The organism is Wolbachia endosymbiont (group A) of Ancistrocerus nigricornis (assembly GCF_947250785.1).
Taxonomy (GTDB): Bacteria; Pseudomonadota; Alphaproteobacteria; order Rickettsiales; family Anaplasmataceae; genus Wolbachia; species Wolbachia pipientis.
The window spans coordinates 391672-404777 of record NZ_OX366348.1 but is presented as its reverse complement, the minus strand read 5'-3'; the positions used below and the strand labels follow the sequence as shown (position 1 = coordinate 404777).

Here is a 13106-nt window from a genome sequence, read left to right as displayed (position 1 = left end):
TAGTATTAGCTAGAACTAAAGGCAGAGGGTTATTAGTGAGGGATATATGGGCACTAACGATACACAACAAGAACACATTTATAATGAGCGCATTCAAGAAATTTTTCCTTTATTTGATAAAATAAAAAAGGAAGACGACCCAATTTATAATGCTAGAGTTGATTTTAACACAGTAAAGTTTTTAACAAAACACGCCAACTGGAATTGGGACGAAGAAGAAAACAAAGATAAAGCATATGGAGTTATTCTTCAGAAATGCGACAAGACAAAGAAAGCTGGACAAGACCTTGAAAGTGAAGTTAAAGAAAGGTTGAAAGAGTATGTTGATGATGTTGCAGGAGTTTCAATATACGGTAATCACGCAAGTATTACGCTGGGAAATAACAAAAAAGAGTTTAAAATCAGCGAATTTTTAAACAGTGATTTTTGTGAGAAGAATGAAATCTCGGGATTTTCAACATTGCATAGTGATGGAAAGAGCGGAATGCATGGTTTTGTTGCCGAGGAAGAAGGGAAAAAAATAAGACATTATGTCGTAACTGATGGTTCATATGAAATGACTTTAAAGTGGTATGCGGAGGGGAAGGAATGTAAGATCAAAATTAAGATTGATGCTAACGTTGTAGACCTTGTTAAAGGTGATGATTTTTCTCTAGAACGGTTAGAAGTAAACAGAGATGTAAAAATAGGTGGTTTATTCTTGCATGAAATACAATTCAGGGAGAAAGGACAAGGAAAAGCGAATGAGATGCAACATAATAAAGACAGTAACGAGCTATCATCTGAAACTACAACAAGAATTGATGTTAATAGAGGTGTTAGCGTTCAAGCTACTGATATAACTCAAAAAAAAGAAGACCACCATTCACATTTTGGACTACAATCTAACAGCAGAAGGCAGTCTTACGATAGCGGAATTGGAAAAGATTTTGACGATAAAATTAATTCTCAGGAGGCTAAAGAAAAGCGTGAGCTTAGACAAGCAGCACGAGAAGCAAATTCGGGAGGTCAAGTTTATAACCTACAATCGCTTTTTGAGGAGAATCCTCAGAACAAAAAAACTCCTCCGCCACTTCCACCTAGAACTAGTTCACTACCACCTAAAAAAGGTGTTTTCGATGAGCAAGGGGGAGCCAAATCTGGAAGCCAAAAACCAGATGACTTGCGCGAAAATGAGCAAACACCTAATAATCAGCAAAAAGGTGCAACTTCTGATTCTTCAGATAGTTCTACTTTCACCAAGTCTGTAAGCCACAATCAAGATAATAGGCAAGAAGATGAACGGTATGACAATCCTACATTTGGACATGCTGTACCTGGAAGCCAAAAACCAGATAGAAGTGAGCAAACACCTAATGATCAGCAACAACCTAAAACCCAGCAACAAGAAGGAAATAGCAAAGGCGATCTGTTACAAGACATCAGAAATTTCAAGAAAAACAACTTACGGCACATTGATGTTGATGATAGAAAAGCATCAATTGCAGGAAGTAGAAAAAATAACCCATCACCGTTAGAGACATTAAAGGACATAATTCCTTATTCATCTTCTCCAGATAACAGTGATAACCAAGATGCTAGTGATGCTAAGTGGAAAGAAAGTGAACAGCCGCTCTCTGCTACAGCACTCAATAATAAAAGTGACTCGGGCTATTCATCTCCAACTCATGACAATAATGAACAATCTCAAGTAAATCCTGAACAGTTAAAGAAGAGCTTAGAGAACATTGAACAAAGTGATCAAACTCCACCTGAAAATCTTCTTAAAGAAATCAGAGATAGATCACAGCAGGATAATAGAGGATTAAGGCAAGTTGATCCTACTGATAAACTGTCACAAGATAAAGAAGATGGATTGCAAAAAGACGATTTAGCAGATGTAAAAATAGTGGAAGGTCCAACTATTAGTGTCTCTGCTTCAACACCAAATAGTATAAGTGATTCAGGCTATATATCTCCAACTAATAGTGATAGTAAATCTCAAACAGATTTAAAACAGGTAGGAAGGAAATTAGAAGAACATATTAGACAAAGTAATCTAACTCTATTTGAAGAACTTAAAAATACATTAGGTCAAGAAAATCTCGGGTTAAAACCAGCTGATCAGAGTCAGATTAGCGAAGAAACTAAAAAACGCTTGAGAGAAGTTGGGTTGCTAAAAGACAGCTCAACAGACATAAAAGCAAACGATTCGGGCTATTCATCTCCAACTCATGACAATAATGAACAATCTCAAGTAAATCCTGAACAGTTAAAGAAGAGCTTAGAAAACATTGAACCAAAAGAAATCGGAGATACGAGTGAGTTAAAAGGAGCATTGGGAAACCCGGATAAAGGGTTAAGAGAACCGGCACAACAGGCTACTAAAGAAAATATTCCTAAAGATTCATTCTCAGAAAACATTTTAGAAAAGATAGGAGAAGGTAAACAATATGACCCTATACGTAAGTGGTTAGAAAAAACAGTGGCAGAACGAGAAAATAATGACACTAATCCAACTGTAGATAAAAATAGCGAACTATATAAATTACTAGAGAAAGATGAAGCACAACTGAAAGCTGGAGTAATAGAAGAAGAAAGAGGAGATACTTTAACAGAACACACTGATGGTTATGATCGCAATAGAATTGCATTAGCTAACAGAAATAAAAGACCACTAGATTGGGCTAAACAGGTTGCTGAGTCACAACAAAAAAAAGATACTAATAAAGGTATTTCAATATAAATTGAAGTTAAAATAATTGCTTAGCAAACAATAGGTTTCATGTAATGGTAACCCTATAACGGAAGAGTAGGAGCCGCGTAAGAACAATACGAACACTCCAGCTAGGCCTTGTATATTGCATCCCCCCGCCCTATTTTTCCACTCTTCTGATGCTAAATAATACTTAATTTCTTGTTCACTGAGACGTTTAAATTTCACTATTGTAACCACAGTCCTGATATGTTGTTTAGATTGATCGGGAGTTAATAGACATACACTGGTGTATACTCTATGCCTTCTTCCTGATAACAAGCGGATACATTTTTCTGCTTGCTCAACGTTTTCAGCTTTGAGCAATATCCTTCTACCACAAGCAACAACTGTATCAACACCAAGCACAAAATAATTTGGATTTAAACTTTGTATTTTCTCAGCTTTACTTTTTGCCATACGGATTGAGTAATCCTTCGGAAGTTCCTTTTTTAAAGGGGCTTCATCTATATCTGCTGGCAAAATTAAACCTGGCTCAATGTTTATTTGTTTTAGTAAAGCTATACGCCTTTTCGATGATGAAGCAAGAATAAGATTATTTAGAGATCGTTCTGTCACTTGTACCTTTAAGCCTTCTAATGATCCTACCCTTTCTCGCATTCCTATCGTAAATGCTCATCTCAACTAACACCCTATCCCCTATAATGATGCGTATTTTACTTCTTCTCACTTTCCCTGATACATGACAGATAATCTCATGTTCATTGTCCAGTTTCACTCTAAATTCTGCTGCAGGTAGTAAAGCAGTTACTGCCCCTTCCACTTCAAAAATTGTTTTCGATTTCTCGTCTTTTATCATATGTTATATTATAATTTAATAATCTTTTTTAGTCTACTATAGATTTTAAATTATTATCAACACAAAAGACCTTTTGCGCCCCACTTAAGTTGCAACTTAACCCCAACCATCTTCACAATGATACCCTACCTACGTTTCTACTCTCTGCCACCTTCTCAATAGAACTTATAGGACTTATGTTGAAAGATAAATCATTATCACAATTTTCTTCATCGCTATCAAGTCCACTATCAACGCTTAAAGATCTGAGTAATGTTGTCTTCTCTCTCAGTGGAACATAAGACTCATTATCAACGCTTGAAGATTTGGATAACCTTTTCTTCTGTCGTGGAGCATTACCAGACTCATTAGAAATTTCTCCCGTTAATTGATTGTTGAAGCTCCTTTGTTCATCAGCACGAATTTTTTCTTCCAGTCCATCAAGCATTCCTACCAATTCATCACCCCATTCATTTTCTTCTTCTAATAATTGTTTACACTTTTCTTTCTCACGCTCTAGCTCGTTTCTTAACTCTTCGACTTTATCTTCATCTTTAGTGAGTTCAAGTGTAAGCACCTTATCTCCTGGAAATTCCTCGTACTCGTTTTCTAGTTCTTCAATGTTGAGTTTTAGTCTCTCTTCTCCAAGTGTATCTTGTAAATCGCTATCCTGCCTATCTGATTCTTTAATCTTTTGCTCAATTTCTACTTGTACCTTATATTCCTGATCTAATTCTCTTAGCTGATCTTTCAAGCGCTCTTTCTGCTGGCGTCGTTCAACCATTATCTGTTCCGCATCTTCTCGTGCTTGATTTAGCTCTTTTTCCAAATTCTTCTTTCCTGCATTAACAATTTTCAGCTCTTCCTTTAGCTTTCTTTTTTCTTCATATACACCTTTAAGTTCTTGTGCTTTCCCTTGTAGCTCTTTTAACACACCTGCTAATTCTTCATTTTTTTGTGCCAGTTCAGTTTGCAATTCCGTGTTTTTTTGCTCCTCTTTTTCAAACCTGTCTTGTAAATTGCTATTCTGCTTCTCTAACTTTACAATTGTTTGATTAGCTTCTGCTTGGGTTGTTTCTAGTTTCTCCTGTAGTCGCTAATTTTCTTGTATTAATTCATGGTGCTTTTTATTTATCACTTGCAACCCTGCTTCTATTTCTTGCTTCAATTCAACAGCTTCTTTTTTCAAATTTGACATTTCTTGCTTCAATTCAACGTTTTTTTCGGACAGCATCTGATTATTTAAAATCAATTCATCCATTTGTTGTGAAGCAAATTCTGTCTGAGTTCCAGTGTGCTGTAAATTGACTTCCGTTTTAGTTTCAATTTGTTGTGAAGCAACTTCTGTTTGAGTTTCAGTGTGTTGTAAATTGACTTCCGTTTGAGTTGATGCATTGCTATTAATAGAAGGAGGAAGGCTATTGTCAGCATCAACTTTAGGGTCTAATTCCCCCTCTGGTTCCTCGCGATAGGCCGCTATAGACTCATTTTGAAAATTATTATTAGCAGTAGGTACAACATCAGCAGCCTTACCTTTTTCTAGTACAGCATCATATAAGGAGAGACCTTGAATATATAATTCATCGTTTTGCTTTATTAATTCTAAGATCTCATCCGATAGCACAAAATCTTCATCATTAAATTTTAGTACTTCAGTTATGCCATCGCTACTCACATTCATAATCATGGTACACATTTCGGATCCATCCTTTACAGGCCAAGTGCTTTTCATTTCATAATATGCGCCCTCTTTAAATTCATAATATCTTTCCTTACCTTTCCGATGAGCGTGTATTTCATGTTTTTTATTGCAATAGATATTCAGCTCTTTAATATCTTTCTCTTGCTGTAAAATGTCACTAATCCTGGTTGGCTCACTTCTATTGTAATTAATAGAGTTGATATTCAAAACTCTATAAGCGTTATCAGTTTCTGTGTAATAAGCTTGAAGCTCTACGCCTTTCTCTCCAAGATATTTACTTGCAGCTTCTTTTCCCTGCTCTGCCAACTTTATGCATTTATCTATATCTTCCTTAAAGCTCTTATTAGCAGACTCTGTTACTGCTTTATCTATGTACGTTTTTTTAAAATCTCCATCATTTATTAGGTCATAAAAACTCCACTTATCCCCAAAAGCCCTCTGCACGTAAGTGAAATTCTTTTTTTCCTTTAGTTTTCCTAAGAACCACACCTTTTCTTTCAGATTTTTCAGTTGAAAGCTTACCCTTGCCTTTACACTAGAGTTTTTGGCAGGAATACTAACTTCTTCTAATTCTTTAAGTAATTTGTTATTTTTTATAATTGAGGAGCAAAACTTTACAATAGCAGAATTTGCAAACGAAGGATCTTTTTTTATATCTTCATCAATAATTTCTTTAAAACGTGCAAATTGAGGTAGAACATAAAAATTGATTATTTCTTTTTCTGATCTTGTTTTATTAGCATAAGAGATATCACCTAATTGTGAATATAACTCTTTTAATGTATAGTAGATAAGCGTAGAGTAATAAACCTCCCTATTCAGTGAAGTTGGTCCAATACACTTTTCAAGTTGATCACCTGTTTTTCCTGCCTCTGCTGTTTTTTCTTCTTTAGCCAAACTTCCAATCATAATACACCTCCTTAACTATATTTATATTATACCAATTAACATATATTAAAAGAAATCAAACTGTATAACCTCGCCCTACACTAACTTTTATGATTACTTAATTGTGTAAAAATAACTGCAAGTGTTAAACTTGAGCTTTTATTTTTCATTATACATTTCTTACTACATGTTTATACTGCTGTCTTGCATAATAGACTATTCGAAGTTACACAAGTATTTTTTTTATTAGATAAGAGTTAGTAAGAGCCTGTTCATAATTTTTTCAGAAGTAAGGCAGTGAAAGCCAGAACTACCATTTGTAGGCTAGTATTGAGTTTTCGCTCACAATTTTTCCACAATCTTCTACATTTTTCTAACCAAGCAAAAGATCGCTCCACAACCCATCTTTTGGGCAATACAACAAAGGAACGTAATTCATTTCTTTTGATCACTTCAACGGTTGCACCAATAATCGTTTTTATTTGAGTTACAAAATTCTCTCCAGTATAGCCTGCATCAACCAGTACATTTTTAACTCCCGAGAGGTTTTCTTTTGCATTTTCGACCATTCTCACAGCACTGCTACGGTCAGTTATCTCTGCTGTTGTTGTATAAATTGCATGCTTGCGTATCTACTGCAATACGGCCCTGAAATCTTCTTGCCTGCATCATAGCTTCAGCAGTATCTGCATTTTTTATACTCTGTGCATCAATTATGCAGAAGCTTTTCCGACCATTGTTTTGTCGCAATTATTTTTTTTTAATACCAGCTCCAGAACACTTTCTTTATTTACATCTGGTTTTTCACTCCACTTCTTAAAATAGTCGTAACAATTGCGCCATTTTGGGAACTCTTTTGATACCATTCTCCACTGGCAACCACTTTTTAACACGTATAACACTCCACAAAATATATCATGTAAATCAAGTGTTCTTGGTTTTGTCTTCTTTCTGCAAGATTCCAGATCTGCTACAATAATCTCAAACTTTTCTCGACTTATGTCACTTGGTTATAAACTTCGCATATCCTACTTTATATACTTTATCCTCTCACTTTATCTCTTTTTTGAGATTACGTACAGGCTCTAAGATACAAAGACGTTTTCAGAAATCTTTAAGCTTAATAACATCCTCTCTCTTTGGACTAGTTGAGATTAGATGAATTGGTACACCTATTAATTTTTCTAACCCTTCTATATATTTTATTAAATTGATAGGCAATGTTTCAATCGACCTTTTACCTTGAGTGTTTTCTTTCCAGCCAGGAAACTCTTCATATATTGGCTCTAATTCCCCTTGTATTGAATGCGATGCGGGTAAATAATCATACATTTTTCCGCTATACTTGTAACCAGTGCATACTTTAATTGTATCAAAAGAATTAAGCACATCTAATTTGGTTAATACAATGCTTGAAACTCCAGAGAGTTGTACGGCCTGGCGCACTAAAACTGCATCGAACCATCCGCAACGCCTTCTTCTATTGCTCACTGTTCCAAGTTCCTTACCTATAGTAAACAAGCTATCTCCTACTTCATTTTTCTGCTCAGTAGGAAATGGGCCATTGCCCACTCTTGTTGTATAAGCTTTTACCACACCAATAATGTAAGCATTGGAGGATAACCCTGAGCCTGTTATTGCTTGCGATGCTACAGTATTACTTGAAGTAACAAAAGGGTAAGTTCCGTGGTCGATATCTAAAAATGCGCCTTGGGCACCTTCAAATATTATTTTCTTACCTTCTTTCATCAAGTCATTTAATATCTTCCACACAGGTTTTTTATATGAAAGAATTTTTTCTGAAATCTCTTGAATTTCCTTTAATATTTCTTCTTTTTTAACCACCTGGTAGTTAAGGCCTTTCCTGATAGCATTGTGGTAATTCAAAAGAGTATCCACTCTTTTATTGAGCTCATCTGCGTTTTCTAAGTCACAAAGGCGTATAGCTCTCCTTCCAACTTTATCTTCATAACATGGCCCTATCCCTTTGTTTGTTGTACCAATTTTGTGATTTCCATTTAAATCTTCAAATAGCTTTTCCTTGTCCTTATGTATGCTAAGTATTAATGGACAGCTCTCGGATACCATCAAGTTGTTATAGTTTACGTCTACTCCTTTAACTTTCAATGACTCTATTTCTGAGATTAGAACGTGTGGATCAAGAGCAACGCCATTTCCTATGATAGATATTTTGCCTGGCCTCAAAACAGCAGAGGGCAGTAAATTTAATTTATAAACCTCATCATCTACTACTATAGTGTGCCCTGCATTATTTCCTCCCTGAAATCTCACAACTACATCTGCATTCTCAGAAAGATAATCTACTATTTTACCCTTGCCTTCGTCACCCCATTGCAGACCAACAATTACAATGTTATTCATCATTATTTTCTAGATTAATACATAAATATTAATGCAGTACGCTACAAATGGAAAGAGAAATCTACGCCTTTCCTACACCCCTTAAATAAAGAAATATACTGTCGATTTTCTTAATATATTACCAAATTATTCATCATTATATGATATAACTTACAGCATATTTACAGTAAGGTGTTATTTATGAAAGAGACAAAAGGAAAAAATAATAAGAGTCCAGTAGTTAGATTAAAGGCCACAGCTAAAGAGTTCAATTTTAGTAAATTAAGAGCAGATCAAGATAATAAATTAGCGAATTCCGGTGAAACAATGTTCTTAGATTTTCAAAGGATGAATTTTATTATTAACGGAAAAGAAATAGATAAAAATCTTATTATTGCATTTAAGGAAGGAGCTAAGCACCGCAAAAGCGAACTTTTTAATAGTGATGATATATATAATGACGAAATATTTAACAAAAAAGGAACAAGAGAAATAGATACGGATCATGGCAAAGCTTTTGTTGCTTCAGTACTCGAAGATATTGAGAAAGAGCTTGTAAGTAATGCATTGGGTGAGCTATGGAAAAATCACTGTGAAAATTCCAAAACTGCCAATCATCAAAAAACCGATTCATATAAGAAAGAATTTGAAGAATTTTACAATGCTGGCCAAAGGTATATCCATCTATTACCAACAGAGAAAGATGAAAACAAGGATTACCGTTCCTTTGCAAAAGAAGTTTTCAAAAAAATGTTCAGATACGCTGGGGCAGAAGTTCCAAGTGATGCTATTTTAGAAGAGCTAGTTACCAATTGTAATCAAGCAGGGTATGAGGCTGCTCCATTTATACAAACCCAACTTGCACTTGGACAGTCGTTCATAGTAGAAAATCCTAAAAAAGTAATAAATATTGATTGTGCTAACCAAAATAATGTGAGAATTAGATCTGATATGAGGCTACCAATACTCTCTGTTAAAAATCAAGTTATGCATGGCGATAAGATATGTAATCTGTCTAGTTCATTGGAATTTACAATTGAATCTCACAATGGTGAAGACTTTGTAACATACAGAGATGGTAAATTGTCACTTACTATTCCTAAAGAGTTAAAAAATTATAAAGATAATGGCAAGAGCTTGTTTGACATTATTAAAGAATATTTTCAGAAATTCTGTGCAAAATTAGGATTTAAACCTGAGACAAAAATACAAATAGAGCATGGCTTCGGTGCTCAAAGTAACTATTTAGATGGTACAATATCAACCACAGGATCAGATGCAAATGAAGAATTTATCAATCTTCTAAGAAACTCCTAAGAACCTTCTTCATCTATCGGCTCCTCTTTCATTAGTATATAACCAAATTCCTTTGCTTTTTTAGTCAAATTTTTGACTACTCTCTCTTTGTAGAGTGTTTCATAATAGTTCATTCCTTTTTCTACATATTCTTGTCCATATTTTAGCATATTATAAAAAATACATGCTAATTTCCTTGCTGTAGCAGTGATCGCTTTTGGTATCCCTAGTCGCTTCTTTAACCTCCTGCAGTATGCACCAAGTGCAGTGTTGCTTCTTGATACACAATGAGCAGCAAGTAGCAAGGCAGTTGCAGCACGATTAACAACTTTACGAGTTCTTGTTCCAATAATTTTCCCTCCTGTAATTTTATTAGCAGGACTTAATCCGAGTCAGGAAGAAAAATGCTTTTCTGTCCTCCATTTATTGTGATTTATACCTGTTTCTGAAATGATAGCCTGTATACTTAATACATCAAGTCCTGGAACTCTAGTAAAATCCATCCCCGTTATTCGATATAAATCTTCATCTACGGCAAAATCTGGACTATTCTTCTGTTTTCTCTTTCGTGTCTTATTCAATGCCCTGTTCTCATTCGACTTTGTTTCAAATGTTTTATAGTAATTTTCTATACTTTTATCACATCCCGTTATTTGCTCTTGAAAAAAAGTATATGCTGCATATTCTTGTTTTAGCACAAACAAGTGTTCCTCTCTATAATCACCAGCTAACGCTTTTGCTATAGTAGACTGATCATTTTTTATTCGTGCATCCCTGAATTTAGCCAATTTCTCAGGATCTCTTTCGCCTTCAATTATAGCTTCAATGATTTTCATACCAGTTATCCCAGTAATATGACTAATAACCTTGTGTAATTGAATATTCATTTGAATTAGCGCTTTTTGCATACGTTGAGTATGTTTAGCTGCATTTTCAATTAGATTAGCACGTTGTCTAACGTAACTACGCAGTACACACATTTGATTATCCGGTCTAAATGATCCTTGAAGCAGTCCATAGCTGTGCAATTGTTGCAGCCATTGACAATCTTGAACATCAGACTTTCTACCAGGCACATTTTTGACATGTCGCGCATTTACTAATTTTACTTCAAATTTATGTGATTCTAATATTTGAAATAAGGGAATCCAATATACTCCAGTTGACTCCATGGCTACAGTTCTAACCTGACACTTTTTTAACCACTTTGCTAAGTTGTGTAGATCTACTGTAAAGCACCCAAATTTTTGGATACGTTGTTCATCTCTTCCTTCAGGTACACATACATAATGTACAGTCGAGCCAATATCAATCCCTGCTGCATCAAGGTTTATTGTTTTTAATTTACTTTTTGCTTCTGCCATATAAAATCCCTCCTATATTATTATGATAAGAAGCACTTCAGCTTGGGACGGTTAGGTTATACAATCTTCTAAACGAGGTAGCCCAAAAAGAACTCCATCAATGGTTTTACCATTTCCCCCAAAACCATGCTTTCAAACGGGCATTTATAGCACCATTGATTGTTTCGGTTATAGCTGCAGAAGCGCTTCTTCATAACACTATACCCAAAGAACATAAAGTAAAGAGGGAGTTTCTTTTTGGTTTTACAGATTTTATCTGTTCTGGGCTTTTAATATTTTCTTGCATCTTGTTCCTTTATGCACTAATCTCTACATGCACGCTAAGAAGGGGCATACTGGTATCATACCTCACCACTTTTATAGTTCAGTATTGTTATGCTGCAACGACTTTGATTAATGTTTCTGGACGATGGCACATTGGTAAAGAATTTGACTGCGTATGTAAATCGGTCCCTCTATCAAATCTTCTTGGCTCTTGTTTTGCATATAACGGTTGCCCTAGTGTATTTACCGTCTCATTAAAGTCTGCTGGTGCAAAGTATGTCGTAAATGTGCTTGCTGTACCAAGTGGAAAACAGTGGCCCGTGTCTTTTTCTATAAATCTTCTCACATTACCTTCAGGGTCAGTTGCTTGTCCTCTATACTCCTCAAATGTTATTCCACAGAACGTAAATCCTGATCTCATATCGTTCCTTAGCGCTGCTCCTTCTTGCCATCTCTCATATGCTTCTTTTACTTTGGTATGAGAAGTTAAAGCATCAAAAAACTCAGGACTTACCAGCGCATGAATCCCAGTCATGTATTCACCACTTAAGTTGTCCTCAACATGACGCAATACTTCCAGACACTTACGCTTTACATCAGTGGTTGCTGTTCCCAGTGCAAAATTTACTACTTTTGGCGTAATTTCAAATTCGTTGTACAGATTTAACAATTCACTGCCATCTGCGTCCAGAATAATCCCTTTCAATGCTCCCATCCGCAAATGCTCTAACGTTATCGCGTGTTTGTTTCTCATCATCTGCAAATGATCCGTTATTACATCTGCCAATGCTTTCAGTTCATTCTCTGACCCAAATGCCCTTATCCCTTGCACTTCCTCTGGTAACACTACATCATCATGGGGAATATGTGGAATGGTAAAAGTTCTTACCTTTCTCTTTCCGCGCTTACCCACTGTTGCTGGTGCTCCTGGCACTTGCGTTGGTAATAAAGTTAAAACTCCTTGGTGTTCTTCTATCGTAATATGACGAAATCTTACTGACCTACTTGGAAATAAATTTAAATTCTCTGTTCGACCATAATTTATCGGCAATATGTTCATTGCATTTGTTAATGCTGTCATACTAAATGCCGGATTTGTAAATGGATTTTGCATGTTTTTCCCCTTGTTTTCCCTATTAATTTAAGTTGAGTTGAAGTTTAGACACCTTTGCGGATGATGATACCCCGTGCTTCAAGTTGCTTTATTGCTGCAGCTTTTTGCTCCTCAGTGATATTTCCTGGCCACACCACTGCATGATCAGCTAGTATTGCTATACGAGTAATGATTACTGCTTTGGTGGTTTCCGTTGCATTTACATCACTTGTTATTACACCTATCGCTGTTTGCGTTCCATCTGTCGCTGCTAAGTTTATAATTTTAATTAGATCATCTTTATCACGACCAACAACCGTACCAAGCTTTAGGTTTTGCCCCTTTGCTACTGTTATTTGGTCTCTTGAATATAGGTTTGATGCCTCATACTTTAATAGGTCACCAAGGTTATTTTGTTCAGTTATACAACTCATAAATGTTTCTCCTTAATTGTTTTACCGCCGCTTTTGTTAGTGTTATATACGGCGGTTATAAGATTTGTTTACCGCGGTGTTTAAAGTTGCTATACGTCGCGGTAAAAACTTTATAATTGGCTATTCTGGCGGACTTGTTTACCGCGGCATTTGTAATTGCTGGTACCTAAA

At 35.5% G+C, this 13106-nt stretch carries 9 protein-coding genes and 2 pseudogenes; 2 read left to right on the top strand and 9 right to left on the bottom strand.

Annotation, left to right across the window (positions count from 1 at the left end):
• Positions 1-46: 46 nt before the first annotated feature.
• Positions 47-2725, top strand: a complete 2679-nt coding sequence (locus OOK90_RS02065; RefSeq protein ID WP_264706062.1) for a hypothetical protein — start codon at positions 47-49, stop codon at positions 2723-2725.
• On the opposite strand, the gene OOK90_RS02060 is transcribed toward OOK90_RS02065, so the two are convergent.
• The 6 genes and pseudogenes from OOK90_RS02060 to OOK90_RS02035 all read right to left on the bottom strand — a co-directional run bounded on the left by OOK90_RS02060 (position 2717) and on the right by OOK90_RS02035 (position 8505).
• Positions 2717-3313, bottom strand: a complete 597-nt coding sequence (locus tag OOK90_RS02060) for a Maf family nucleotide pyrophosphatase (RefSeq protein ID WP_010082554.1) — start codon at positions 3311-3313, stop codon at positions 2717-2719. The genes OOK90_RS02065 and OOK90_RS02060 overlap by 9 nt on opposite strands.
• Entirely contained in the window at positions 3291-3554 is a 264-nt protein-coding gene (infA, locus tag OOK90_RS02055) for a translation initiation factor IF-1 (protein WP_007550159.1), read from the bottom strand. Before infA ends, OOK90_RS02060 begins: the two co-directional genes overlap by 23 nt.
• 112 nt (positions 3555-3666) lie before the next feature.
• On the bottom strand, positions 3667-4509 hold the full coding sequence (locus OOK90_RS02050) for a hypothetical protein (RefSeq protein ID WP_264706055.1): 843 nt from the start codon (positions 4507-4509) through the stop codon (positions 3667-3669).
• Positions 4510-4629: 120 nt separating this feature from the next.
• Positions 4630-6144, bottom strand: a complete 1515-nt coding sequence (locus OOK90_RS02045; RefSeq protein ID WP_264706054.1) for a hypothetical protein — start codon at positions 6142-6144, stop codon at positions 4630-4632.
• 251 nt (positions 6145-6395) lie between these two features.
• Positions 6396-7124 (bottom strand): annotated as a pseudogene (locus tag OOK90_RS02040) (IS5 family transposase).
• A gap of 103 nt (positions 7125-7227) precedes the next feature.
• On the bottom strand, positions 7228-8505 hold the full coding sequence (locus OOK90_RS02035) for an adenylosuccinate synthase (RefSeq protein ID WP_264706170.1): 1278 nt from the start codon (positions 8503-8505) through the stop codon (positions 7228-7230).
• A gap of 180 nt (positions 8506-8685) precedes the next feature.
• On the opposite strand from OOK90_RS02035, the gene OOK90_RS02030 reads away from it, so the two are divergent.
• Positions 8686-9801 carry a hypothetical protein gene (locus tag OOK90_RS02030; RefSeq protein WP_264706053.1) on the top strand — a complete coding sequence of 372 codons (1116 nt, stop codon included), beginning with the start codon at positions 8686-8688 and terminating at the stop codon, positions 9799-9801.
• On the opposite strand, the pseudogene OOK90_RS02025 reads toward OOK90_RS02030, so the two are convergent.
• The 3 genes and pseudogenes from OOK90_RS02025 to OOK90_RS02015 form a co-directional block, all read right to left on the bottom strand.
• Positions 9798-11144, bottom strand: a pseudogene (locus OOK90_RS02025) (IS110 family RNA-guided transposase). The gene OOK90_RS02030 and the pseudogene OOK90_RS02025 sit on opposite strands and share 4 nt — an antisense overlap.
• Before the next feature lie 373 nt (positions 11145-11517).
• Complete coding sequence (locus OOK90_RS02020; RefSeq protein ID WP_209473012.1) at positions 11518-12522, bottom strand: major capsid protein; 1005 nt, start codon at positions 12520-12522, stop codon at positions 11518-11520.
• Positions 12523-12566: 44 nt separating this feature from the next.
• Positions 12567-12935: a head decoration protein gene (locus OOK90_RS02015; protein WP_264374236.1), complete on the bottom strand. Its 369-nt coding sequence runs from the start codon at positions 12933-12935 to the stop codon at positions 12567-12569.
• Positions 12936-13106 lie beyond the last annotated feature (171 nt).

What these genes read in the sequence shown, in the direction of transcription:
- OOK90_RS02030 (WP_264706053.1), top strand. Translation starts at nt 8,686, where the DNA reads ATGAAAGAGACAAAAGGAAAAAATAATAAGAGTCCAGTAGTTAGATTA.
- OOK90_RS02015 (WP_264374236.1), bottom strand. Translation starts at nt 12,935, where the DNA reads ATGAGTTGTATAACTGAACAAAATAACCTTGGTGACCTATTAAAGTAT.
- OOK90_RS02065 (WP_264706062.1), top strand. Translation starts at nt 47, where the DNA reads ATGGGCACTAACGATACACAACAAGAACACATTTATAATGAGCGCATT.
- OOK90_RS02035 (WP_264706170.1), bottom strand. Translation starts at nt 8,505, where the DNA reads ATGAATAACATTGTAATTGTTGGTCTGCAATGGGGTGACGAAGGCAAG.
- infA (WP_007550159.1), bottom strand. Translation starts at nt 3,554, where the DNA reads ATGATAAAAGACGAGAAATCGAAAACAATTTTTGAAGTGGAAGGGGCA.
- OOK90_RS02020 (WP_209473012.1), bottom strand. Translation starts at nt 12,522, where the DNA reads ATGCAAAATCCATTTACAAATCCGGCATTTAGTATGACAGCATTAACA.
- OOK90_RS02045 (WP_264706054.1), bottom strand. Translation starts at nt 6,144, where the DNA reads ATGATTGGAAGTTTGGCTAAAGAAGAAAAAACAGCAGAGGCAGGAAAA.